At 31.3% G+C, this 25,947-nt stretch carries 26 protein-coding genes and 1 tRNA gene; 8 read left to right on the plus strand and 19 right to left on the minus strand.

Going from position 1 to position 25,947, the window contains the following annotated elements; genetic code table 11:
• Positions 1 to 33: 33 nt before the first annotated feature.
• From B3J26_RS02245 to mce, 6 genes are all read right to left on the minus strand, one after another.
• On the minus strand, positions 34 to 1,242 hold the full coding sequence (locus tag B3J26_RS02245) for a site-specific integrase (protein WP_291073023.1): 1,209 nt from the start codon (positions 1,240 to 1,242) through the stop codon (positions 34 to 36).
• Positions 1,243 to 1,333: 91 nt separating this feature from the next.
• A complete protein-coding gene (locus B3J26_RS02250; RefSeq protein WP_291073025.1) occupies positions 1,334 to 2,626 on the minus strand; it encodes a DUF3987 domain-containing protein in 1,293 nt (430 codons plus the stop codon).
• Complete coding sequence (locus tag B3J26_RS02255; protein WP_291073028.1) at positions 2,616 to 2,849, minus strand: helix-turn-helix domain-containing protein; 234 nt, start codon at positions 2,847 to 2,849, stop codon at positions 2,616 to 2,618. The genes B3J26_RS02250 and B3J26_RS02255 overlap by 11 nt, the downstream gene beginning before the upstream one ends.
• A 152-nt stretch (positions 2,850 to 3,001) precedes the next feature.
• The gene (locus tag B3J26_RS02260) at positions 3,002 to 3,853 is read right to left on the minus strand and encodes a hypothetical protein (protein WP_291073029.1); all 852 of its coding nucleotides are present in this window, start codon (positions 3,851 to 3,853) and stop codon (positions 3,002 to 3,004) included.
• 78 nt (positions 3,854 to 3,931) lie between these two features.
• Positions 3,932 to 4,005: transfer RNA gene (locus tag B3J26_RS02265), tRNA-Ile, on the minus strand.
• Between the two features lie 76 nt (positions 4,006 to 4,081).
• Positions 4,082 to 4,480 (minus strand): methylmalonyl-CoA epimerase, encoded by a 399-nt coding sequence (gene mce / locus B3J26_RS02270; protein ID WP_219034454.1) that lies wholly within the window; start codon positions 4,478 to 4,480, stop codon positions 4,082 to 4,084.
• Positions 4,481 to 4,558: 78 nt separating this feature from the next.
• On the opposite strand from mce, the gene B3J26_RS02275 reads away from it, so the two are divergent.
• On the plus strand, positions 4,559 to 5,311 hold the full coding sequence (locus B3J26_RS02275) for a tetratricopeptide repeat protein (RefSeq protein WP_038337013.1): 753 nt from the start codon (positions 4,559 to 4,561) through the stop codon (positions 5,309 to 5,311).
• Positions 5,312 to 5,426: 115 nt separating this feature from the next.
• Positions 5,427 to 5,765, plus strand: coding sequence for a hypothetical protein (locus B3J26_RS02280; protein WP_114999401.1), 339 nt, complete (start codon positions 5,427 to 5,429; stop codon positions 5,763 to 5,765).
• A 48-nt stretch (positions 5,766 to 5,813) separates the two neighbouring features.
• On the opposite strand, the gene B3J26_RS02285 is transcribed toward B3J26_RS02280, so the two are convergent.
• From B3J26_RS02285 to B3J26_RS02310, 6 genes are all read right to left on the minus strand, one after another.
• Positions 5,814 to 6,194: a hypothetical protein gene (locus tag B3J26_RS02285; RefSeq protein ID WP_280038239.1), complete on the minus strand. Its 381-nt coding sequence runs from the start codon at positions 6,192 to 6,194 to the stop codon at positions 5,814 to 5,816.
• 235 nt (positions 6,195 to 6,429) lie between these two features.
• On the minus strand, positions 6,430 to 7,302 hold the full coding sequence (locus B3J26_RS02290; RefSeq protein ID WP_291073030.1) for a tetratricopeptide repeat protein: 873 nt from the start codon (positions 7,300 to 7,302) through the stop codon (positions 6,430 to 6,432).
• A 76-nt stretch (positions 7,303 to 7,378) separates the two neighbouring features.
• Positions 7,379 to 8,401 carry an AMP-binding protein gene (locus B3J26_RS02295; protein WP_291073032.1) on the minus strand — a complete coding sequence of 341 codons (1,023 nt, stop codon included), beginning with the start codon at positions 8,399 to 8,401 and terminating at the stop codon, positions 7,379 to 7,381.
• A 1-nt stretch (position 8,402) separates the two neighbouring features.
• Complete coding sequence (locus B3J26_RS02300) at positions 8,403 to 9,014, minus strand: DUF1684 domain-containing protein (RefSeq protein WP_291073034.1); 612 nt, start codon at positions 9,012 to 9,014, stop codon at positions 8,403 to 8,405.
• Positions 9,011 to 10,051 (minus strand): o-succinylbenzoate synthase, encoded by a 1,041-nt coding sequence (locus tag B3J26_RS02305; protein ID WP_221855291.1) that lies wholly within the window; start codon positions 10,049 to 10,051, stop codon positions 9,011 to 9,013. The genes B3J26_RS02300 and B3J26_RS02305 overlap by 4 nt, the downstream gene beginning before the upstream one ends.
• A 75-nt stretch (positions 10,052 to 10,126) precedes the next feature.
• Positions 10,127 to 10,552: a VOC family protein gene (locus tag B3J26_RS02310; RefSeq protein WP_125350113.1), complete on the minus strand. Its 426-nt coding sequence runs from the start codon at positions 10,550 to 10,552 to the stop codon at positions 10,127 to 10,129.
• Between the two features lie 101 nt (positions 10,553 to 10,653).
• Between B3J26_RS02310 and B3J26_RS02315 the strand changes: the two genes are divergently transcribed.
• Together B3J26_RS02315 and B3J26_RS02320 are read left to right on the plus strand one after the other, a co-directional pair.
• Positions 10,654 to 11,904, plus strand: a complete 1,251-nt coding sequence (locus B3J26_RS02315) for a MutS-related protein (protein WP_125350114.1) — start codon at positions 10,654 to 10,656, stop codon at positions 11,902 to 11,904.
• 97 nt (positions 11,905 to 12,001) lie between these two features.
• The gene (locus B3J26_RS02320; RefSeq protein ID WP_291073038.1) at positions 12,002 to 14,404 is read left to right on the plus strand and encodes a TonB-dependent receptor domain-containing protein; all 2,403 of its coding nucleotides are present in this window, start codon (positions 12,002 to 12,004) and stop codon (positions 14,402 to 14,404) included.
• Positions 14,405 to 14,494: 90 nt separating this feature from the next.
• Here the strand turns inward: B3J26_RS02320 and B3J26_RS02325 are convergent, their stop codons facing one another.
• The 7 genes from B3J26_RS02325 to B3J26_RS02355 form a co-directional block, all read right to left on the minus strand.
• The gene (locus B3J26_RS02325) at positions 14,495 to 15,154 is read right to left on the minus strand and encodes a YggS family pyridoxal phosphate-dependent enzyme (RefSeq protein WP_286486145.1); all 660 of its coding nucleotides are present in this window, start codon (positions 15,152 to 15,154) and stop codon (positions 14,495 to 14,497) included.
• A gap of 3 nt (positions 15,155 to 15,157) precedes the next feature.
• Positions 15,158 to 16,405 (minus strand): DUF1015 domain-containing protein, encoded by a 1,248-nt coding sequence (locus B3J26_RS02330; RefSeq protein WP_291073041.1) that lies wholly within the window; start codon positions 16,403 to 16,405, stop codon positions 15,158 to 15,160.
• Positions 16,406 to 16,438: 33 nt separating this feature from the next.
• A complete protein-coding gene (locus tag B3J26_RS02335; RefSeq protein ID WP_291073042.1) occupies positions 16,439 to 17,389 on the minus strand; it encodes a D-2-hydroxyacid dehydrogenase in 951 nt (316 codons plus the stop codon).
• Positions 17,390 to 17,476: 87 nt separating this feature from the next.
• Positions 17,477 to 18,547 (minus strand): 3-phosphoserine/phosphohydroxythreonine transaminase, encoded by a 1,071-nt coding sequence (serC, locus tag B3J26_RS02340; protein WP_291073043.1) that lies wholly within the window; start codon positions 18,545 to 18,547, stop codon positions 17,477 to 17,479.
• A gap of 162 nt (positions 18,548 to 18,709) precedes the next feature.
• Complete coding sequence (locus B3J26_RS02345; RefSeq protein WP_291073045.1) at positions 18,710 to 19,969, minus strand: aminotransferase class I/II-fold pyridoxal phosphate-dependent enzyme; 1,260 nt, start codon at positions 19,967 to 19,969, stop codon at positions 18,710 to 18,712.
• A 93-nt stretch (positions 19,970 to 20,062) separates the two neighbouring features.
• The gene (locus B3J26_RS02350) at positions 20,063 to 21,100 is read right to left on the minus strand and encodes a PLP-dependent cysteine synthase family protein (protein ID WP_038336998.1); all 1,038 of its coding nucleotides are present in this window, start codon (positions 21,098 to 21,100) and stop codon (positions 20,063 to 20,065) included.
• A 129-nt stretch (positions 21,101 to 21,229) separates the two neighbouring features.
• Complete coding sequence (locus tag B3J26_RS02355; protein WP_291071253.1) at positions 21,230 to 22,384, minus strand: GlmU family protein; 1,155 nt, start codon at positions 22,382 to 22,384, stop codon at positions 21,230 to 21,232.
• A 161-nt stretch (positions 22,385 to 22,545) separates the two neighbouring features.
• Between B3J26_RS02355 and aroB the strand changes: the two genes are divergently transcribed.
• Genes aroB through B3J26_RS02375 form a run of 4 tightly spaced genes read left to right on the plus strand, consistent with a single transcriptional unit; the run spans position 22,546 to position 25,896 of the window.
• Positions 22,546 to 23,598, plus strand: coding sequence for a 3-dehydroquinate synthase (gene aroB, locus B3J26_RS02360; RefSeq protein WP_084106957.1), 1,053 nt, complete (start codon positions 22,546 to 22,548; stop codon positions 23,596 to 23,598).
• Positions 23,586 to 24,122: a peptide-methionine (R)-S-oxide reductase MsrB gene (gene msrB / locus B3J26_RS02365; RefSeq protein ID WP_084106956.1), complete on the plus strand. Its 537-nt coding sequence runs from the start codon at positions 23,586 to 23,588 to the stop codon at positions 24,120 to 24,122. Before aroB ends, msrB begins: the two co-directional genes overlap by 13 nt.
• 46 nt (positions 24,123 to 24,168) lie before the next feature.
• Positions 24,169 to 24,555, plus strand: a complete 387-nt coding sequence (locus B3J26_RS02370; RefSeq protein ID WP_038336995.1) for a hypothetical protein — start codon at positions 24,169 to 24,171, stop codon at positions 24,553 to 24,555.
• Between the two features lie 9 nt (positions 24,556 to 24,564).
• Positions 24,565 to 25,896, plus strand: coding sequence for an MATE family efflux transporter (locus B3J26_RS02375; protein ID WP_291073047.1), 1,332 nt, complete (start codon positions 24,565 to 24,567; stop codon positions 25,894 to 25,896).
• Positions 25,897 to 25,947: the final 51 nt, after the last annotated feature.

Genomic DNA, 25,947 nt, shown 5'->3' on the forward strand with positions numbered 1-25,947 from the left:
TTAATTACCACAATGAATAATTAACTCTTAAAATTATAAGTCTGAAATAATACTATTTCCTTCATCTAAAGCTTGATTATCAAAATCTTTTAAATATGACATAGTAACTTGAACACTACTATGTCCCATAGATTCTGAAATTATTTCTGTACTAGCTCCTCTATTTTTCATTATAGTTGCATATGTATGCCTAGCTACATAAGTTGTTATAGTTTGATTAATACCTAATAACTCTCCTATAATTTTTAATTTTTTATTACAGCGTGTAATAACTTTTTGTTTTCGAAAAACAATCTGCTCCTCTGTTAATCCATGTTTTAATATAATAGGAAAAATGTACTCACTTTCATTTTGCCTAATTCTGTACTTATCTAAAATCAGTTTAACTTGATCTGTAATTTCTATATTAAAATCTCTTTTTGTTTTAGACCTTCTGTAAATTATTCTACCATCATTTATATCAGTCCATTTTAATTTCATAATGTCAATAAAATTCATTCCTCTTGTATAAAAAGAAAACATAAAATAATCATAAGCCTCTATTAAGTCTGGTCTATTAGATAAATTGACATCTCTAAAAGCAATAAATTCTTGTTCTGATAGTGCTCTTTTATTACCACTTGATTTTAATTTAGAAATTTTGTATTTCTTAAATGGATAATCTTTCTCCTCCATTAAATCTCTTCTTATAGCCGTATTAACAATAGATCTTAATTCTCTCATTCTGACACCTATTCCTCCATCTGTATTACCTCTTGATCTCATAAAGACTTCAAATTTTTCTAAAAACCCAGAAGAAATATTTTTAAAAGGAAGATTGTTTGGATGAAATTTAAAAAGTGTTCTTCTTAAATCAATGATTGTTTTGGCTGTTCCTAATCTTTTTGAAATTTTAAGTTCTATTATATAATCGTCAATAAATTGATAAACATCCAAATCAGCTTTTTCATCCTTTCTGTACAATCTAGTAAAATCATCCAATGTAAAATTATTCCCTTCTAATTCTAGTGTATTAATAATACTATAAGCCTCATTTACTCTTGTTGATATTATTTGGTTGATTATTTTATAATCTTTTTCTTTCTTGGTTAATAAGCCATTTTGGAAATTTTCTTTAAAACACTTTTTACCTAAATGGAATTCTTTCTTCTTTCTATTTTTAGTAATTCTAAGGTATATACCTACCTTGCCATCAGACAATAGTTTATTACCAATGACAACATTTACAGTTGTATTGCTCATTATTTCAATATGATTTAATGTTTGAAAAAGTAGACTCAGATTTGAGCCTACTAAAATTTAGTTTTACATGATTTACATGTTTTACATAAGGTTATATAACCTTTTTATACTTACCTTGAAAAACTCTTACAATAATTTTCTTAGAACACCATTGATTTAACTTATCATCAATAGTACGTATGTTAACCTGCATTTCTTTACCAATATTAACTGCATCTTGTCTTGAAAACTCATTTGAAAGTTTTTTTAATATACTCATATCAAAATCTGATACAATAAGTGCTTTCGTATTATTAATGAAGACATTTTTTGTATGTTCAAATAAACCTTTAACTAATTGAAGTCCGGTATTAAAATCTATATCATCACAAATAATTTCATTTAAATTAGATGTAATAATTTCTTCAAACCTTCTACAAATTGAAAATATTTGTAAAATTCTTAAAAGAATAATCCCTAATCTTTTAACATTAGCATCTAATCCATTACAATCTGATTCTTGTATAAGCTCGGTAGTATCTGTAAAAAACTCTAAAAATTGTTCTTGTTGATTATCCGTTAGTTTAAATTCAATACTACCATTTTCTAATACTTTGTAAACTTCTAGTAATATTTTTCCATTTTTTTCAAAAAGAGTATTGACATTTAATGATGTCTTTTGAAATACATTTTTAAACCTCTGAGGTTCATCAAAATAATAATATAAAAACCTAGAAAATAATCCATTTTCAACTGAGCTTATTATTGGACTCAATTGATTAGGTGTTCCCGAAAGTACAATAGATAACTTAGGATTATTGATTTCAAAATATCTTTCATCCGTACTTCTACTTATTGAAATTGGTTCATTGTGAAAAACCTTTCTCAAAACATCTGAATAGTTAGCCCAATCATTCTTTAACATAGTACCTACAGTATCAGCTTCACTTTCCATTATTAACATTCCGTGTTCTGATTTATTAAAGTATGAATGCATTTCTGCTGATGAAATGTTTCCTGGTAAAATCTTTATTTCAGTTGAGTTATTTGTCGTTGATGATTTATCTTTTTTATCTTTAGATACAGCATCTTCTTCTGATTGTAAGAAAAAATTATCCTTTTTATCCTTCACATATTGATGAATAGGTTCAAGTAATTTTCTCGTAACATTTATTACTCCTTTTCCTGATGCAGCATTTGCTAAAATCGCTATATACAAATGTGAATATACTTTTCTACCATCATATTCAGAATAATAATTTGGAAAACAATTACTTAAAACCCCTAGAGTAGACAATAAAATCATATCTCTTTCTCTTCCTTCATACTGATCTGTTAACTCTTTTATAAAATGTGGTAGCTTTACATATATACTTTCGTTCAATGTTATACTGTTATTTTCCATTTTTTCTACTTTTAAAATCTAAACTTTCTTGAAAAACTGCATGTTTACACAACTTCTTTCCTTTATTAATCCAGCTGTCTAAATCTTCTAATTTGAAATAAATTTTACCTCCATTAGGTTTATAAAATTCAATTTCTCTATTTGAGGTTAGTTTGTACAATGTTGACTTACTAACTTTTAAATAATCTATTGCTTCTTTGAAGCTGATATAGTTATTCTTCATATTTTAAAAAAATTTGTATCCCCAGAGCGCTCTTAATATTTGAGGAATTATTATGAAGCAAATGTTGTTGAAGAAGTATTGTAGACAAAATTCTTATTTTGTAGATATGTAGTAATTTTTGTAGATATAATGTAGATAACAAAAAAACCACCTTAAACAAGGTAGTTTAATATAATTTTAGGTAAGATTTTTCTCTGAGTTACCCTAGATTTTGTACCTAATTGTTTTTTTATAGATGATTTTTCTTGGTCTTTATAGTTAATAAATAATTTTTGAAGTGTATCTATAAAATTATCTTTGATTTTTTTTGATGTAAAAAGTTCCTTATGTAATACCCAAAAACAAAAACTCAAAGTATTTACATTTAATTTAGGCTTTAATTTCCTTTCGATTTCAGGAACTGAATTATTTGTTACTAAGAATAGTATTTTTTCTTTTAAATATTCATAGTCATTAAAATCTAATATAATTTCACCCTTCTCATTTTTACCTTTGAAGAATGAAAAAATTTCTTCTATTTTATTTATAATTTTATTAGAAGAATTAAATGTTAATATTTTAGAAGTGTCTAACTCTATTTTATTATTATCTCCTGGTACAATATATTTATTAATATATTGTAAAATTTCATCTAGACTATCATAGATGAAAGGGTATTCATTATAAAAAACATAATTATCATTAATTAATTCTTGAAGTTCATTTTTTAAGCGAACTATTAAATTATCTATATTAATATTATTAGATAAACTTAATTCAGATAACAATTTCTTTGATCTTTGATTTTCTTCATCTATATGCTCTTTTAATACATTTTCAAAGCTAATTGAGAACGGTTTATCTTCTTTTTTATGAATTGTAAGAAATTTATTTTCTAGAGAGTAAGTAAAATTAATACCATTAGATATTAATCTTTGAAAGTTTTCTAAGTATAAATCAACTACTAAAAATTCAATTTCAGAATCGGAATTTATTGTTTTATAGAATCTAAAAATATTATCCATTTAGTAAAATGTTTCAGTATTGTTTCAGTGAAGATATAAAAAAAGCACTTACATTCTTGTAAGTGCTTTATAATAAAGTGGTCCCACTTGGGCTCGAACCAAGGACTTGCTGATTATGAGTCAGCTACTCTAACCAACTGAGTTATAGGACCAGAGAATTAAGCAATAAAAAGGAAGCTATCACCTAATTCGTTTGCAATATTAAAGCTATTTTTTTGAACTTCAAAATTATTTTACATCTTCGCAAAGCTCTACCAATACGCCATTTGTTGTTTTAGGGTGTAAAAAAACAATACGTTTATTATCTGCTCCCAATTTTGGCGTTTCGTTAATAAAAGTAAACCCTTGATTTTTAAGACGCTCTATTTCGAGTTCGATATCATCTACTCCAAAAGCAATATGGTGAATTCCTTCGCGATTTTTTTCTAAATATTTTTCAATAGCACTATCATTTTTTTCAGAACCGACCAATTCGATCTTCGATTCGCCTACTTCAAAAAAAGAGGTTCTCACACCTTCCGACTCCACTGCTTCTTCTTTGTACGGTGCTTTTCCTAATAATTTTTCGAACAATTCATTCGATAATCCCAAATCTTTAACGGCAATCCCTAAATGTTCTATTTTCATGTGTGTTGTTTTGCGTAAAGATAAACTTTTCTAAAATTTTTTATTTAAAATTTAAAGAGTTTGTTGTAATATTGAACTATGAGTTTTTATGAAGATGGGAGTCAATATCTCCGCAAAGGTCAGTATAGAAAAGCGATTGATTATTTTACATTATCGATTAAGCGTCAAATAGAAGTGGCAAATTCATATTTCGGTCGTGGATTGAGCCAATATTATATGAAACAAAATACAGATGCAATCAAGGATTTTGATAAAGCAATTGAATTAGATGATAAAAATCCAAACTTCTATTTCTACAGAGGAATGGCAAATTTCAATCAATATAATCCAACAAAAGCAGCTGAGAATTTTGATAAAGTGATCGAGATTGATCCGGCAAGTTTTGTAGCTTATCATCAAAAAGGTTATGTATTGATGAATTTGAACAAATACGATGAGGCGATCGAATGTTTCAATAAAGCTTTAGAAATTAATCCAGATTACGAATCATGTTACCACAATCGTGCATTTTGTTACGATCAATTGCAACAATTGGATAAAGCAATCGAAGATTATTCGAAAGTAATTGAAATGAAACCACATTTCTTGTCGTATTACAACAGAGGAAATACTTATTTTGTATTGAATGATTTAGAAAATGCATTAAACGATTTTAATCAATCAATCGAGTTAAATCCAAATCATTTCTTATCATACTACAACAAAGGCGCAATCCTAGAAAAATTTGAGAAACAAGCCGAAGCTGTAGAGGAATACAAAAAAGCATTGCAGTTGAATCCTGAATTTTATTTAGCTGCCGAAAGATTAGCACAATTAGAAAATCAACAATAAAACATAGAAATCGTTTCGAATTGGAACGATTTTTTTTTATGTCTTTTTATTTCTTATCGTAAATCAATGTTAGACCATGCGTTATGTTGTTACTTTGCCTTAAAATTAATCTAATATGCAAGTACAAATCGCCGTTTATGGTAAAAACAAAGAAATTGTAGACACGTTAGAACGCGTGATTAACAAAAATGAAAACTGGAAAGCATTTTGTACCTGCTCACAAGAAGAATTGAAAGGATACGTATCAACAAACAACGTCCAAATAATATTATACAGTAGTGGAATTGGTGCTTCGGAGGTAGAGAAAATGGAGGAATGGATAAGCACTTATTTCCCTACTATAAAGCAAATCCATCATTATGGTGGAGGAAGTGGTTTGTTGAAGTGCGAAATTGATGGTGCTTTGACTGGAATAAAACCTATTAGCAAAGCAAAAATCAATGTTATCCTTTAACATTTTAAGAAAAAAGAGCTTTTCACTTGTAGATGAAAAGCTCTTTTTTTACATATCTTTTATAATCCAATAGTCTCGGGAAATCCCAACATCATTGCGATTAACTTCTATTTCGTCGCAAAAATCTAAAAATAATTCGTCCAAAGTTTTATCAATTTTTGGCGTAGAACCGAACAATTTCGTTAGAATAGGATTGGTTTCGTGCTCTAATAGCTTCCCTGTAAACTGCTGAATGTTATTTTCTTTAATGCCAATAAATGTACTTGGCGCAAAAACCATCACCTCATCCGCATCAATCACCAAAAATGTTTTCGATTTTTTGATTAACTGAATCGATTTCTTTTTTTCTTCATCCGTTCCAACTTCTAGACTTTCTAAAAACAACTCGACGTTATCAAAAACTTCTTCCTTATCTTGAACAAATTCCATCTTATAAATTTTAGCAAAATTAAAGTTTTTTTTCTGATTGTCCACTTTTATTCACGTTACCTATTTATCATTTCAATAGAAAAGTCTTCCTCAACTTATACTAAGCTGAACTAAATCTAGCTTAATAAATACGTAATTTTCTAACTTAATTGCAACTACTAAATTGTCAGATTGAACTCGTTTCAAGATCACAACAAAAATATTTCCTTGAGAAAAATGTAGTTGAGTAAAAAAACTAATCTTCTTTCAATAGAATTTCGACTTCTAAATATTCGTGGTAATTTTTGACAAAATCATGGTCAAAATCAATGTCTTCTAAGCGCATTTGAATCCCTTTTTTATCAACATCAATATAATCTAAAATCGTTTGAACATTATAAATTTCAAGATTATGAAACGTCGGATACAACGTAATTTGCTTCAAGGTAAGTGCCATAATAAAGCAATTGATTCCATTAAAATTAACCCCGATATCAGCGAAATTCTTATAAAAAGCAATCAAATTTGTTTTGAGCTGAAGATTATAATTAAAACTTCTCAACTTGAAATTTTTTAAGACCAATCGATTTGTCGTTTTCAAGACAATTTCTTCAGTAATCTGAAGGTTTTTACTCAATAATTCTAAAACTTGTTTATCCTCAACCAATTGATACAAAATATTCAAATATCGTTTAGCTTCTTCAAAATCAAACAATTCTAAACTCACTAAAATCGATAAGAAAAGAAAACGTTGATTGGTAGGATACACAATTTCAATTTCTTTCAAATACTTTTGTGCTTCCTCAAATTTCAATTTATGAATATAATATTCGGCTATGTAGAAATTCGCAGCATACAAGTAATAATCTTCCTTTTTTGCTTCTAAAAGATACAAAATCGACTCTTCGTTGAAGTTTAAATTGCGCTGAACAACTCCTTTCAAAAAAAGTGCTTTTTTATCTTTTGGATATTCGTGTAGCAACTGATTTAATAAATCTTGTGCCTTAATTAATTGCTGAATTGGATTGTGAATAAACGAAAAACTTTTCCAAATAGGATATTGATTTTCATCCATTTTATCATCAAAAATCAAGAAAAAAATATCATTAAAAAGTCGATTGTAATCCACAGTATAAGTTTTAGTAGTGATAAAATTAAGCTATTTTAGGTAAAATACACGAACAAAATAAAAAAATAGGTCGATCCTAAAACTGTTGTCGTTTTATTTTACCACTTTCCGTTCGAGAAAATGTAGAAATGAAAATAATTTCTTTCGGAACTTGATATTTGGTTAAATCTGCTGAAGAAAAATCCAAGCTTCTCTCCTCTCCTTCTACCACTAAAATTAATTTCTGACCTAATAAGTCGTCTACTTTTGAAGTGATATAAAAATCAGAATGAATGAACGGTTTCAGCTTATTTTCTATTTGTTCGGGAAATAATTTTATTCCACCCGAATTTATCACATTATCTGCACGTCCAATCCAGTTAAATTTACGCGAATCAATGATTTCAACGATATCATTCGTTATAACTTGCAATCCATCATAAGGCGTATCAATCACCAAACAACCTCGCTCATCTTGTGAAATCGTTACCTCATCAAAAGCTTCAAAAATTTGTGCTGCATTAGGATTTTTTTGATTTGAAACTTGTTTAAACGCAATATGCGTAATCGTCTCCGTCATTGCATACGTTTCGTAGACTTCATTTTCAAAAGCAAACAATTCTTGTTTCACTTTCCCTGAAAGAGGCGCTCCTCCGATGATTAACTTTTGACATTTCGAAACAAAATCTAACGAATTTTCGACTTGCATAGGCGTTAATGCAACAAAATCAATCGAAGTAAAATCTTGCGAAATTCCACGATTAATTTCATCCAGAGAAATATGCGAAGTCGGTTGCATACAAATCAATTTCAAACCAATTTCTACTGCACGAACCAACATCAATTTTCCGGCAATATAAGTAACAGGCATCACCAATAAAGCCGAATTTCCTTTCTCTAAATGCAAATATTTCCCCGTCATATTCGCACTTTTACGCATATTTTCTTTGTTCAAAATAATCTCTTTCGGAGTTCCTGTTGAGCCAGAAGTATGCGCAATCATCACCTCAGAATCAGAAAACCATTCAACCAAAAAATCTTTAACCGACTGCTCAAATTCATTGGTAAATTGAATAGCGTTGACATCAAAATTAGGTTGAGAAAAATCTAAATACAACATTCTATTTATGATAACTTACACCTGCATTAATTTCGACATCCAACACATTATTAGCTGGCGGAATCGGACAATTGTAATGTTTGCTATATGCACAATAAGGATTGTACACTTGGTTAAAATCCAACGTTATTTCATTGGCTTTTGTACCCAAATCTTTTGTTGTCAAATCCAAATAACGTCCGCCTCCATAAGACGTCACGCCGTTTGTTTCGTCCATAAAAGGTAAAAACAAACTGTCAGCATATTTCTCCATAATTGGAGAAGATTGATAAACCGTCAACGTTTGTTCAACATTATCCAACATAAATGTCACCGTTCCGTATTCTTTGTAATTTTTGATTTTCTTCGCAGAAGTAGGAAACGGAATCACCTTTCCATCTTTGATTGGCGTAAATTTCGCTTTCACAATATATTTTTCGCTAATCGGAAAAAATGTAATTCCTTTGAAATTCGTTTTTTCTTCGTCTACCAATGGCGTCGTTTTAAGATCAGTATAAAAAGTCGCCAATTCGGTTTGATATTTTTGAATTGCAACTAAATCAATTGTTTTTTTTGTCGTTTGACAACTCATTAAAACGATTGTTGCAAAAAATGCGATAATTACTTTATTCATGCTAATTTGTTTCGAAATAAATATTCTCCTCTTAATTCTAATCGACTTGGGAAATTGTTTGTAAACAAACCTCCTGTGCCCAATCCTTGTGGCATTTCTGGATATAAAATCGCTGTCCATTGTGCAATAGCATTTAAGCCTATATTACTTTCCAATGCTGATGTTATCCAAAACGGAATTTCGTATGTATCTGCTGCATTAATCCATTCCAACGAACCTCTAATTCCCCCAACCAAACTTGGTTTTAGAATAATATATTGCGGTTTGATTTTTTCTAATAAGTTGAATTTATCTTCTTGATGAACAATTCCGATTAACTCTTCGTCCAATGCGATTGGTGTTGGTGTAGCAGCGCATAACTCTGCCATCAACTCTACTTGTCCAGCTTTGATAGGTTGTTCAATCGAATGTATTTTTAAATCAGCCAATTGTTGCAACACCACTTTTGCTTCCTCAAACGTAAAACCTCCGTTCGCGTCTACTCTTAATTCTAATTGATCCGCAGAAAAATCTTGTCTTAATTGTTGAATAATCTTATGCTCATTTTCCCAATCAACACCGATTTTCAACTTGATACAGTTGAAACCAATCGCTAATTTTTCTTTGATTTGTTCGCGCATAAAATCAATCGAACCCATCCAAATTAAACCATTAGTTTGAATACCTTTATCACCTGTCGAAAAAGCTGATTCATACAAATCAGGATTCAATTTATCTGTATAATTTTCGTTGTAACGATTCGCAAACATACTCTGAAAAGCCTGCTCTACTCCAAACTGAATCGAAGGCCATTCGCGCAATTCACGCCACAATTCATCAACTCCTAAGTCAATATTGTCACAAACCCATTGCAATTTTTCTTCATAATCAGGGCGGTCATCAAAACTCAACCCTTTAAACAATCCACATTCACCAACATATTCTTTTCCATCTTCTTCTAATGTAAAAAGATACGTCAATTTCTCTGTCAAAACGCCGCGCGAAGTACCGCTTGGATTTTTGAATTTCAAAATATAAGGTTCAAAACTTGCTTTCATACTTCAAATTTAGTCAAATATGATGAGCTCCGAAAGTAGTTTTGGGAGAAATAATTTTCAAAATTTTCCTACCAATTAAGCATTTTCCAATGTAGCGATATCAAACTTTTTCATTTTCATAAACGCTTGCATCACGCGTTGAGCTTTTTCTGGATTACTCAAAAGTTTTGGAAAAACAGTCGGTACAACTTGCCAAGAAAGACCAAATTTATCTTTCAACCAGCCACAATTCCCTTCTTCTCCTCCATCCAAAGTAAGATTGCTCCAATAAAAATCAATTTCTTCTTGCGTTTCACAATCAATAACAAATGAAGTCGCTTCATTAAACTTAAAATTTGGACCTCCATTCAATCCCATAAACTTTTTTCCGTTCAACTCAAAAATAACCACCATCTGATTATCGGTTATAATTTTTGAGTTAGGAAAAATCGAACAATAAAAATTTGCGGCTTCTTGAGCTTGTCCATCAAACCATAGACATGGATAAATTTCATTTTTCATATTGTGTAGCTTTTAAATTAATGTTAAATCCTATTTTGTTCAGTAATTTAATCAAATATGATTATCTTGAAAAATAGTTTCAATAGAAATAGTTGCCAACCATGATGAACATTGATAATTTGAATGTAGATAAAGATATTCTACCTCTTTTTAATATGACGTTGAATTATAATTCACGTTCGACGTTACTCCAATTATTGAATACAAAACCGAAAACATTGCAAGAGATGATGGATAGGCAAAATATTATCAAAGGTTTTACACAACAAGTGAAAGGAAAATCACTTTACAATTATTCTAAAACGGAATACAACGAGGTTTTGAATACAATAAATAACGTTGAATCAGTCGATTTTCTAAAGATAAAATTCTATTCATCTGTTAAATCTACGCTCGAAAGTTCGCTAACACAACTTTATATTTTCTTCAATAAAATTTATACGTTTTTGCAATCGTTAGAAGTACAATTGTTTCCAACTAAATTTCGAAATCTATTAGACAATATGATTGCTACATTGATGTCAATTGAAACGGAAAAAAATTATCAATTCATTCGAAATAGAAAATTTAAGAGCAAGGAAATTCTAAATGCAAACGATTTATTGATTGAAAACAAAGCACAAATCAATTCATTTTTCGAGCAACTTCATCTCTTCGAAGCATATTTATCTATTAGTTTAAAAGTAATTGAACATCAATTTATTTTCCCGACTATTTCACCACAAAACGAACTCGATTTAGTTGATTTTTATTATCCATTACTCAAAAATCCTGTCAAAAATAATTTCAAAACTTCTAAAAATGTTGTTGTATTAACAGGTGCAAATATGTCAGGAAAATCAACTTTTTTTCGTGCAATTGCTTTTTGTAGTTATTTGGGAAATCTTGGACTTCCAGTTCCATGCAAATCAGCAACAATTCCTTTTTATCAAACTATAAGTATCAATATCGATCATACAGACAATGTGTTGAAAGGATATAGTCATTTTATGAATGAAATTATGAACCTAAAAAATTATCTCATTTCGAGTAAAGAAGCAGGTTATAGTTTCGCTATTTTCGATGAATTGTTTAGTGGAACAAATTCGATTGATGCGACAAATTTGTTAACAAAAACAATAAAAGGTCTAGATTCACATCAAAATACCTTGACATTTATTTCAACACATCTCAATGAAATTCTGGACGAATTACAACAACTTGATAACACAGAATTTCTGCATTTGGAATGTATTATTGAAGATAATTTGCCAATTTATACCTACAAAATAAAAAATGGTTCTTCCGACATTCGAGTTGGACAATTAATTTTTGAGAAAGAAGGTTTAAATGAATTACTTAAGCTAAGTTAATTCATAATTCATTTAACACATATTTAAGAATTATTTCACATTTAACCATGTAACTTTTCAAACAGTGCTGCGTCTTATTTGTAAATAACCCTATAATATGAAAAAATACTTTCTTCCAATTATTTGTTTTGCAGCAATTCAGACCTATGCACAACAAGAAGTAAAAGGAATTATACAATATACCAATCAAACGCCTGTTGCTTTAGCAGATGTTGTGATTTTGCAAGGAGATAAAATTGTAGATGAAATCTCTACAGACGAAAATGGACATTTCTCAGTAATTTTGGAAGAAGATTCGTATACATTCAAAATAGAAGAAGCTGGTGTTACGTTACATTCAGTTACGCTACAAGTTACTAAAAATACTGATTTAGGTGTTATTTTAGTTCCAAAAAATGAAAATGTAACGTTAACGGAAGCCGTTGTAACAGGACAAAAAAAATTAGTTGAAAAGAAAGTAGACCGATTAATTTTCAATGTCGATCAAGCAGAAGGTGCAAAAGGTGGAAATGCCTTAGATGCATTGAAACTTGCGCCACGTATCGAGGTGGAAGAAGCGACAGATGCTATTTCGATTATAGGAAAAGGTTCAGTAAGCGTCATGATTAATGACCGATTAATGCAAATGAGCAGTGAACAATTGTCAAATTATCTAAAAACCATTCGAACAGAAGATATTGAAAAAATTGAAGTCATTACAAATCCTCCAGCCAAATACGATGCGACAGGAAACAGTGGAATCATCAATATTGTATTGAAAAATGCAAAACAAGAAAGTTTGAATGGTTCTATTTCGACTTCATACAACCAGCAAAAATACGGTGGATTCAATTTGAACGGGAATATCAATTACCGCAAAGGAAAATGGACATTAACCTCTAATATTTATAGTGGTAAAGGAAATTGGTATGGTAAAAGTAAAAACACAACTTTATATCCAGATCAAAAATGGACTTCGGACGGAATTAATAAAAATGAGAACAATTATTATGGTGGTCGAATTGGTATTGATTATCAAATCAATGACAACTTAATTACAGGTTTCAATTTAGATATTTCAGATGGTAAAGGAGAAAGTAAAGGAAATTCAGTCATTGATATTTTCGATTTAGTGAACAACAAAACAAATCGTTATATGACGACGAATTGGGATGGTGGAAAATGGAATTGGAATTATCTGGGATTAAATTACCATATCATCAAAAAATTCAAAACGGAAGGTAAAAAGTTAACATTCGATTTTGACTATTCGAATAACGGAAACGATAGCAATAACAAAAATATCAGTAACGAATTTGATCCTAATTGGGCAGAAATCCCTGGTAAATACGAAAATAATTACAGCTTAAATGACGGCTCTTCAAACCGATTCAATGCAAGTATCGATATGGAGCATCCTGTTAATTCGTGGAAAATGAATTATGGAACGCGTTTACGTTGGGCAACAGATGAAGCGGAAAATCAACGATTTTTAAAACTTAATCCGAATGATAATTTCCATGAAGATACCGATTTTGCAAGCAAATACAATTACAAAGAGAATGTCTACGCATTGTATTATTCGGTAGAAAAACAATTGAGTGAAAAGCTGACAGGAAAAGTTGGGTTACGCTATGAGCATGCACAAGTGAAAAGCATTATGGAAGATCCGAAAAATAATTACGAAAAAACTTATGACGGCTTATATCCTACCGCTTATTTGATGTATCAATCATCGGAAAATCATTCGTTTACATTAAACTATAGTCGTCGTGTAGATCGTCCATTTATTTGGTATTTAAATCCAAGAAGAACGAAACAAAATGAGTATAATTATTCAGAAGGAAATCCAAATTTGACGCCTTCTAATTCGAATAATTTCGAGTTAGAGCATGCGTATAAAGATTTATTGGTAACAAGTTTGTATTACCGCAATGCGAATGATCTTTTTGAACAAGTAAGCATCATGGATCCTGATACCAAGATTACACTTTCTAAGCCTTATAATATTGGAAAAACATATAGTATTGGTTTAAGTGAAAACATCAACGTAAAACCTTATAAATGGTGGAAAGTAAATGCTTCGGCAGATGTTTTCTATCGTAAAACAACCAGTAAAATTCCTGAAATGAATTATACATTAGACGGAATGAATGGGGAATTTAGAATTACAAATAATTTAGATTTAAATAAAAAGAAAACACTTTTTGCTAATTACACTTATTCATATTATACAAAAAGTACAGATGGATTAGACAAATTTGGAGATTTTATGCGTCATAACATTGGTATGAGAGCAATGGTATTTAAAAAGAAATTACAACTTTCGGCAAATATCTCTAACCTTTTCGAAAACAAAAATGGTTCATACACAAGCATTTCTAATAATGTTATAAATACTGGTGTAAGCCAATCTTACAGATCGTACCGAATTGGAATAAGTTATAATTTTGGAAAACAATTCAAAATAGAACGATCAAAATCTAACCAAGAGCAAAGCGGAGGCGTAGGAAATGGTTAACATATAAAAACTTTTTAATCAAAACTAAAAATACAAAAACCCTAAAACTTATCATTTTAGGGTTTTGTTATTTTAAAAAAAATTAGTCCATTATATGGAATAATTACGATGTCCAAAAATTGAACTTCCAATGCGAACCATTGTACTACCTTCTTCTATCGCAATTTGATAATCTCCCGACATTCCCATTGATAAAATAGTTAGATTTTCGAAATTATTTTTCAACGAATCAAAGTTAGATTTTAAAGAACGAAATTCTTCGCGAATTTGATTTTCATCTTCCGTAAACGTTGCCATTCCCATCAATCCAACAACTCTTACATTTGGTAAATGTTGAATTTCTTCTTGCATAATTTGTTGAATTTCTTCTTGATCCAAACCAAATTTAGTTTCTTCATCTGCTATAAATTGTTGCAACAAAACATCAATTACGCGATTATTTTTCTCGGCTTGTTTGTGAATTTCTTTCAACAATTTTAGACTATCAACTCCATGAATTAAATGCACAAAAGGCGCCATATACTTCACTTTGTTGGTTTGTACATGTCCAATCATATGCCAACGAATATCCTTTGGAAGAACTTCGTATTTATCACACATTTCTTGAATTTTGTTTTCTCCAAAATCTCGCATTCCAGCCGCATAAGCTTCTTGCAAATCCTCTACAGGTTTTGTCTTAGAAACCGCTACCAATGTCACATGAGCAGGAATTGTAGCTTCGATTGTTTTTAAATTTTCTTGAATACTCATTTTTTATTCTTTCAAATCGAATACAGCAAAACCGCTTAAAGGTTTTGGTTCGATATATGTACTTTTTGGAGGCATTTTAAGCCCTAAATCTGCAATCAATTGCAAATCCTTCACATCCACTGGATAGAAAGCAAAAGCTGCAATATAATCGTGATGATCAACCTTGTTTTTAAGTGCTTCCACTCCTTCTCTATTACGCGTTCCACATTCGTAATGAACACGTTTATCCTTTTTAGAATCTTGAATATTAAGAATTGGTTTCATCACATTTTCTTCGAAAATATACGTATCCAACTCGCTTAATCCTTCGGTTGTCAATAAGTTATTTTTGACATATAAACTATAATATTGACCATCTAAATACATCACAATATGATGTTTTTTTGTTGGCACAACTAATTCATCAGCTTTCGGAATAATTTCAAAATCAACTTCTAAAGCAGTTAAAAACGCTTCTGGAGTTAAGCCATTTAAATCTTTAATTAATCGATTATAATCATTGATAATCAAATCTTCATTCGAAACTAAAAGTGCTAACGTATAATTAAACGCTTCATCACCATAGACTTCATCTTTCGAATTTTCAACCGCAAATTTTGTGTATCGTTCCGAACTTTCCATACGATGATGTCCATCTGCAATGTATAATTCGTCTAATTTTTCGATTGAATCTTTTAATTGTTTCAAATTCAGACGATTATCAACTCTCCACAACAAATGTTGCGTTCCGTTTTCTTCTTCTATTTTCAGAATCGGCTTGCGTTTCATTTCCGTATCAATCAACAAATCTACACGTTGAGCAGGTTTATAGGTCAACAAAACAGGCTCCGCATGGAAATGAGATTCTTTCAAATAATCTGCAAATAATTCCACACGACGTTCCAATGTTTCTTCGTGCTTTTTTATTTTATTTTGACGATAATCATCAATATTCACCAAGCCCAAAAGTCCTTTTGTTTCGCGTCCATCAGGCTGTATCACTTGATAAATATAAAAAGAAGACTTGTCTTGCGTTAATATTTTTTTCGAAATAAAATCCTCAAAATTCTCACGAACTTTTCTGAATTTCTCTTTCGGATCTTGAATCGTTTCGTCCCAAGTTGGCAAAATAATATGCAAAAAAGAGTTTTCTCTGTTATTGATATAATAATCCAATTCTTCTTTCGAATATTGATTAACGGCAAGCGTCACAAATTCTTGAGAAGTTTTTTCTGTAGGTCGAATTCCTTTGAATGGTTTAAATTGAGGCATTTTGAATAGTTTTAGATAGAATGAAACTCAAAATTATTTTCCGTAAATCTCAACGATTTGCGAAGCTAATTCAGTTCCAATTCTGTCCTGCGCTTCATTCGTAGAACCTGCAATATGAGGAGATAACGACAAAGATTCATTCATCAATAAACCCATTTCTGGTGTTGGCTCATTCTCGAAAACATCCAATGCCGCACCTGCAACTTTACCATCTTCGATAGCATCAACCAACGCTTTTTCATCAACAACTCCTCCACGAGCCGTGTTAATTACAATCACACCATCTTTCATTTTTGCAAATTCTTTCTCGCCCAAAATATATCCATCTTGTGCTGGAACATGCAGCGAAATGAAATCTGCTTTTGTAATCACTTCATCAAAATCAACAGAAGTGATGGTAAATGTTAATTTTTGACCATCAAAAAATTCTAATTCGATGTCGCGTGTTGCTGGGAATTTATCATACACTAAAATATTCATTCCTAAACCAATCGCTTCACGAATTACTTCTACACCGATACGACCAAAACCGATTACTCCCATTGTTTTTCCTCTCAATTCGATTGCTTTTGCGTAAGCTTTTTTCAATCCATTGAAATTAGAATCTCCTTCTAAAGGCATATTACGATTGGCTTGGTGCAAATTACGAACAATAGAAAACAAATGCGCAATCACAAATTCTGCTACCGATTGAGAAGAAGATGCTGGCGTATTAATGACTTGAATTCCTTTTTCGCGTGCATAAGCAACATCGATATTGTCCATACCAACTCCACCACGACCAATAATTTTAAGATTTGTCGCATCAATCAAAGGTTGACGAACTTTAGTCGCAGAACGCACTAAAAGTACTTCTATTCCGTTTTCGTTGATATAATTTTCTAATTGTTCTTGTGCTACGTGAGCAGTTATTACTTCGAAACCTTTTCCTTCTAAAGCTTCTATTCCTGCCTTAGAAATTCCGTCGTTTGCTAATATTTTCATGTTATTATTATAGAATTAAGATGTGAGATTTTAGATGTTAGATAATATATTTCTCAATACTAATATCTAGCATCTAATGTCTGTTGATTAACCAAATTTTTGTTCAAATTGTTTCATTACTTCTACCAAAACTTGAACAGATTCTAATGGTAAAGCATTGTACATAGACGCACGATATCCACCAACATCTCGGTGACCAGCCAAAGAAACAACTCCAGCTTCTTTTAACATTGCGTCAAAATCAGCTTTGAAATCTTCGTTATTTAAAACAAAAGTAGCATTCATTTGAGAACGATCTTCTGTTGCAGCAGTTCCTGTAAATAATCCGTTACGATCAATTTCAGCATACATTGCATCCGCTTTTGCAGTATTAATTTTTGCAATCGCTTCTACTCCACCTCGCTCTTTTAACCATTGTAAATTTAACATGACACCGTAAATTGCTATTACTGGCCAAGTGTTAAACGATGATTCTTTTTTGATATGTGTTTCGTAGTTTAAATAATCAGGAATATTACGTCCTGTTTTACCTAATAAATCTTTTTGAACGATTGCAACGGCAGAACCCGCAGGGCCCATATTTTTTTGGGCTCCAGCATAGATTACACCGAATTTAGAAACATCAATTGTGCGAGATAAAATATCCGAAGACATATCGCAAACCATTGGAACTGGAGAATTTGGAAACTCTTTCATTTGTGTTCCAAAAATAGTATTATTTGATGTGCAGTGGAAATAATCTACATCTGAAGGAACAGTGTATCCTTTCGGAATATAATTATAATTTTGATCTTTTGAAGAAGCTATAACTTCGATTTCTCCGAAACGCTTCGCTTCTTTGATAGCATTTTCTGCCCATTTTCCTGTTTGTGTATAAGCTGCTTTTCCGCCTTCTTTCAATAAATTGTAAGCTACAGTAGGAAATTGCAATGAAGCTCCGCCTTGCATAAAAACTACGTCATGCGTTTCTGGAACATTCATCAATTCTTTTACCAACGCTCTTGCTGTATCAATCACTTCTACCGCATCTTTGCGACGGTGAGAAATTTCTAAAATTGATGTTCCTGAATTGTTGAAATCTAAACAAGCTTGAGCCATTTTGTCGAAAACAACTTGTGGTAAAATGCATGGTCCTGCACTAAAATTGTGAATTTTCATAATTAAAATTGTTGTGTGTTTGTGTGTTTAATTTGTAAACAAATATAGTAAATCAAATGGTGTAATCGGTGATAATGGACGTTACTTTTGAACAGAATACAAACAAAAAACCCTAAACTTATTCAGTTTAGGGTTTTTCTATTATTTGATTGAATATATATTTTAGTATTGAACAAAATCAACATTCAATTCTTCTGCTTTGCGTTTGTAATATCCGTCAGCTAATTTATCTTTAATCTCAGCAAATGAGTTTAACGTATATTCGATGTGCTCGTCTTCGTGAGCAGCAGTTGGGATAATACGGAAAATAATCATTCCTTTTGGAATAACTGGATAAACTACTACAGAAACGAAAATACCATATTCTTCGCGCATTTCTTTCGCTAATACAGTCGCTTCGATAGGAGAACCATTCAATACGATTGGTGTAACACATGTATCAGATCCACCGATATCAAACCCACGATCTTGTAATCCTTTCTGAATTTTTTCTACATTGTGCCATAACTTATCTTTAAGCTCAGGATGAGAACGTAACAATTCAAGACGTTTTAAACCTCCGATTACCATTGGCATTGTCAATGATTTTGCAAAGATTTGAGAACGTAAGTTATATTTTAAAATACGGATAATATCTTTATTTCCAGCGATAAAAGCTCCAAAACCAGCCATAGATTTTGCGAAAGTAGAGAAATAGATATCAATTGCATCTTGACAACCTTGCTCTTCTCCAGCTCCAGCTCCAGTTTTACCTAAAGTACCAAAACCATGTGCATCATCAACTAATAAACGGAATTTGTATTCGTCTTTGTAAGCAGCAATTTCTTTTAAAATACCTTGCTTACCTGTCATTCCGAAAACACCTTCTGTAATCACTAAAATTCCTCCTCCTTGTTTGTCGGCTAATTTACGTGCACGAATAATTGTTTTTTCGAAACTTTCGATGTTATTGTGTTGATAAATAAAACGTTTACCAAAGTGTAAACGAACACCATCCACGATACAAGCATGACATTCAGCATCATAAACGATTACATCATTTTTAGACACTAAAGCATCAATTGTAGATACCATTCCTTGGTATCCAAAATTCATTAAATAAGCAGACTCTTTTTGAACAAAATCAGCCAATTCTTGCTCTAATTGTGCGTGAAAATCTGTTTGTCCAGACATTGCGCGAGCTCCCATTGGATAAGCCATACCATATTCAGCTGCCGCATCAGCATCAGCTTTACGAACTTCTGGATGGTTAGCTAAACCTAAATAGTTATTGATTGACCAAGTAATTACTTTTTTACCTTGGAATTCCATTACGGGTCCAATTTCTCCTTTTAACTGTGGAAAAACATAATAACCTTCACCATAATCAGCGAATTGACCTAATGGTCCAGGGTTCTGTTTTAAACGTTCAAAAATGTCCATTTTATTATAGTTTAATTTTTTATTAATTGAAAAAAAGTAGAAAGTGAACGAACACTACCTACTTTAAATATTTAATTTTTACAAATATACGTATTATTTAATTCTTTCGACTGTTGCTCGAGCTTCTAAACCATTGAGTCTGCTATTTGTAAAGCCTTGCTCTGCCATCCAATCATCACTAAAAACTTTTGTCATATAGCGCGAACCATGGTCTGGATACAAAATTACAACTAAAGAATTTTCGTCAAATTCTCCAGCTTCAGCCAATTGTTTATATGCTTGTGTTGCAGCACCAGAAGTATATCCTGCCATAATTCCTTCTTTCAAAGCAATTTCTCTTGTACGATAAGCAGCTTCTTCGTCTGTCACTTTGATAAAAGAATCAACCATTTCAAAATCTAAAGCTCCAGGAACTAAATTTTTTCCCATTCCTTCGATTCTGTAAGGATAGATATCATTCTGATCAATTTTTCCAGTTTCGTGATAACCTTTCAATATTGATCCATAAGCATCAACTCCGATGATTTTCACATCTGGGTTTTGCTCTTTTATATAACGTGCACTACCTGTCAAAGTTCCTCCTGTACCTGTACAACCGATTAGGTGAGTAATTTTACCCTCTGTTTGATTCCAGATTTCAGGACCTGTTGTTAAATAGTGAGCTTCTGTATTCCCTTGATTAAAATATTGATTAATATAAAGAGAATTTGGCGTTTCCGCAGCAATACGTTTTGCTACTTCGTAATATGATCTTGGATCATCAGCAGGTACATTCGCAGGGCACAAAAATACTTTTGCTCCCATCGCTTTCAAGAATGAAATCTTTTCTGCCTTTGTTTTATCCGATACCGCTAAGATACATTTGTACCCTTTTACGATAGCCACCATAGCTACAGCAAATCCAGTGTTACCTGAAGTTGTTTCTACAATCGTAGCACCAGGTTTTAATAGACCATTTTTTTCAGCCTCTTCTATAATATGTAAAGCTATTCTGTCTTTTGTTGAATGTCCAGGATTGTAACATTCTAACTTTGCATAAACTTCGCCTGGAATGTCTTGGTTAATTCTGTTTAACTGAACTAATGGAGTATCTCCAATTAACTCTAAAACGTTTTTATATTTACCAGTCATTTCACAAATATTCTTTTCTAACAAAAAGCAAAATTAAGGATTTTTTAATTAATTGTTAAAAGATTAACACGTAAAATTAATCATATTACAATTTTAAACTTAAATTCTTATGATTTACTCGTTATTAAATTAGTTATTATTTAAATTAAAAATATGTTCTAAAATTCTTTTATCAGCAAGTGTAAAAGCAATTTTTCTTCTTTCCATCATTTTTTCTGCAGCTTCACAAGCTTTATCAAAATTAAAAACAGGAGCGTCTGATTGTCCACCCCAACTATAATGTTTAATCATATTTGGTGGAAAACCTGATTGAAAAACGTTCGCACAAACTCCAACAACTGTACCAGTATTAAATTGTGTATTGATTGCAGATTTAGCATAATCGCCCATTATTAAACCACAAAATTGCAAACCTGTTTTTACAAATCTTTTTTGGTTATAACTCCATAACTTTACTTCTGCATAATTATTTTTCAAGTTTGAGTTATTTGTATCCGCGCCTAAATTGCACCATTCTCCAATTACAGAATTCCCTAAAAACCCATCATGTCCTTTATTTGAATATGCTATTAGGATTGAATTATTTAATTCACCACCAACTTTACAAAAAGGACCAATCGTACAACCAGCATATATTTTTGCACCCATATTTATTTTTGCATGCTCGCATAAAGCTAATCCGCCACGAATCATAGAACCTTCCATAATTTCGGCATCTTTTCCAATATAAATTGGACCTTCTGATGCATTCAAAATAGAAAATTCAACTTTCGCACCTTCTTCAATAAATATTTTTTCAGGAGCTAAAACTTGGTTGGTTGTAGATATTGATTGAGAAGTTCTTCCTTTTGTCACCAAATCAAAATCAAATTCAATTGCCTGGAAATTGTAAGTAAACAGATCCCAAGAATGTTGTAGATGAATTACTTCATCTTCAAATTGAATAATATCTGATGTGATTTTTGGAGTTTCTTCAGTTGATTTAACTGCTACAAGTTGATTGTCAAAAATTAGGGTTTGATTTGGTTTTAAATCCTTTATCGCTTCAATTAATTTTTCATTCGGAAAAAAAGTTGGGTTGATAAATGTATTTTCTGTTTGAAGTTTAGCAGGAAATTTTTCTTGCAAATAAGGTTTCGTTTGATAAGAAACCTCTGTATTTAGTATTTTTTCCCAACGTTCTGCAAAACTCAATATTCCCATTCTTAGGGCTGCTACAGGTCTTGTAAATGTTAGGGGCAAAAAATCTTCCCATTCTTCGCCATCAAAAAGAACTATGTTCATTGATCTATGAATTTGTGCAAATTTAAAAATAATTATTTTATAAGTCGATAATATCAATATAGATTCTATCGACAGCCCTCCTAAAATAAATCATTCAAAATATTTGGTCGATGTAAAAAGGTCGTCGTAATTTTAGGCACATTTTAAAAACATTTTTCATTTTGAAATCAGCTCCGATTCATTTTGGTTCAATCGCATATATATTAGACGATTACCTTGCAAATAACACTTTTTCTTCTATCTTCTTTTTGGTAGATGAGAACACTCATGTGCATTGTTTACCGCTATTATTAGCCGATTTGGACAATATTTCTGCTTACGAAATCCTTGAAATTGACTCTGGAGAAGAAAATAAAAACATTGATACTGTAACCAATCTTTGGTTAGCATTAAGCGAATTGGGTGCAGATCGTCATTCATTAGTTATCAATGTTGGTGGTGGAGTTTTAACGGATATGGGAGGTTTTATGGCCTCTACTTTCAAGCGTGGAATCAAATTTATTAACATTCCAACTACCTTATTATCGCAAGTCGATGCTTCTGCTGGCGGAAAAAATGGAATTGATTTAGAAGGAATGAAAAACATGATCGGGACATTTACACAGCCAGAAATGGTGTTAGTTGATCCTAAATTTTTGTTGACATTAGAACAACGTCAAGTAAAATCTGGTTTGGCAGAAATGTTGAAACATGGTTTAATCAAAAATCGTGATCATTGGGATAATTTGGTGCAATTACCTTCCCACGATGCCGAAGCTTTAGCACCTTTTATCATGGATTCTATTCATATCAAAGAAAATGTGGTTGACAATGATCCGTATGAAAAAGGTGAACGCAAAATTTTAAATTTTGGTCATACAATTGGTCATGCTATCGAAAGTGAATCCTTAGAAACTGATTTTCCACTTTTACATGGTGAAGCAATTGTAATCGGAATGATTATTGAAACGTTCCTTAGTTATGATCAAGAATTAATTTCTAAAGCTGATGTGGAAGAAGTTTGCGAAAGTTTTTCGTCAATGTATGCATTAAATACAATTGATATGAAAATTTTTCCGAACTTAATGGAATGGATGAAACACGACAAAAAAAATCAAAACAATTCAATCAACTTTAGTTTGATCAATAAGATTGGAAATTGTCGTTATGATGTAGTTTGTACTGAAGAAGAAATCAGACAAGCTTTTGAAAAATATAATCAATGGATTGCCTAAAAAAATATACTTCTTTTTTTGTTGTTGGATTAATATTGAGCCTTATGGTTTCTTGTACATCTCAACACAAGAAAGAAGATGCTAAAGTAGAACAACCTTCAAACACTGTTACGATGAACGAAAAACCTCAATTCAATATCAATAAGTCAAACGAAGAATGGAAAAAAGAACTTTCTTCTGAAGAGTATTATGTTTTAAGAGAAGCTGGAACAGAACGTCCTTTTACAGGAAAATTCAACATGCATTTCGAGAACGGAATTTATACGTGTAATGCGTGTGGAGAAGAATTGTTTTCTTCTTCTTCTAAGTTTGATGGACATTGTGGTTGGCCAAGTTTTGACAAAGAAATAAAAGAAGGTAAAATCGTAGAACGCGTAGACACTTCGCACGGAATGAAGAGAACAGAAATTCTTTGCGGAAATTGCGGAAGTCACTTAGGACACGTTTTTGATGACGGACCTACAGAAACTGGTTTACGTTATTGTGTGAATTCGCTTTCATTAGATTTCAAACCTGTAAAATAAAATCAAAAAGCTGTTTCGACAGCTTTTTTTAATGCAAAAATACTTTATGAAAATACTTCGTATTATTATCGTTCTTATCTTATTGTTATTAATTTATAACGGTGTTTACAATTACAATTTAATGGTGAATATAAGAACTACCGATCGTCCAATTAACCCATTGCGTTATATCTTTTTCGGCTTTTATTTCTTATTAATTCTGTTGAATTTGATTGAATATATTCGAGGAAAATTTACTTACGGATCATTCAAAAAAGTAATTTATTATTTGATTTTCGCTGGATATTTAGCATGTATTTTCATGTTCAAATACAACGATTATCACATTCCGGGCTTACCACTTTTAGGTTATTTCACATTGGTCGGAACTACCTTATTTATGTTGAGTCAAATCATCAAAAACAAACCTCCATACAAACGCGTAAAAAAATAATTTTTCGAAATGAATTTGGTTTCGGATAGAATTACGTTCAAACAAATTAATCAATTAGCTATTCCTGCTATATTTTCGGGAATTGCCGAATCTCTTATTACCTTAACCGATATTGCGATGGTGGGTAATGTAAAAGAGTATTCGGTTGAAGCACTTGCTGCGACTGGTTTAGTTGGTTCTTTTCTTTCAGGAATTATCTGGATTGTTACCCAAACCAAAACCTCTATTTCGTCTTTGGTTTCGCAAAGTTTTGGAGCAAATAAATTGGAAAGTCTCAAAACTTTAGTTCCGCAAGCGTTGTATTTCAATCTATTTTTGAGTTTACTTATTTTTGTTCCAACGTATTTTTTTGCACAAAATCTATTCGAATTGTACAATGCAAAAGATTTGGTTCTTCAATTTTCAGTAGATTATTACAAAATCAGAGCATTTGGTTTTCCATTAACACTTATTTCGCTCACTCTTTTTGGAGCATTTAGAGGAATGCAAAACACCGTTTGGGCAATGAAATGTAGTTTAACAGCTGCATTTGTTCATGTCTTTTTAGACTATATTCTAATCTTTGGAGTAAATGGGATAATTCCCGCTTATCATATTAAAGGCGCTGCTTATGCAAGTTTGATTGCACAATTGATTATGGTAATTATGGCGTTTTACTACTATTTCACGAAAACTTCATTTGGATTAAATCCAGGAAAAACCATTCATCCACTTTTTAAGAAATATATCAACTTAAGTTTCAATTTTATTTTACGAACAGCTTCGTTGAATGTTACATTTTTTCTTGCGAATTCTTACGCCACCGATTACGGAAAAAATTATATCGCCGCGCAAAGTATTTTGATGAATATTTGGTTGTTCTTTTCATTCTTTATTGACGGATATGCAGGTGCTGGAAACGCGATGGCAGGTCGTTTACAAGGCGAACGAAACTATCCTAAACTTTGGATTTTAAGCAAAGATATTTCCAAATATTCAGTTTTAATTGCATGTATTTTAATTGCTATTTGTTTTATTTTTTATAATCAAATTGGGCAAATTTTCAATCAAGATCCAAATGTTTTGATCATTTTCAATTCTGTATTTTGGATGGTTTTATTGATGCAACCAATCAATACATTAGCTTATATTTTTGATGGATTTTTCAAAGGAATGGGCGATGCTAAACTCTTGCGAAACAACTTAATTATCGCAACATTTCTTGGATTCCTACCAACCATTTATCTTGCAAATTACTTTGGTTTAAATATTTATGGAATCTGGATTGCATTCGGAATTTGGATGTTTTTACGCAGTTTTCCGTTAATGTACATTTTTAGAAAACGAGTTTTAAATCAATAATAAAAGTCGCACTAAAACGACTTTTACTATTTCATCTAAATTCTATTTTCC

This window comes from Empedobacter sp. UBA5987, from assembly GCF_002429865.1.
GTDB classification, from domain to species: Bacteria; Bacteroidota; Bacteroidia; order Flavobacteriales; family Weeksellaceae; genus Empedobacter; species Empedobacter falsenii_B.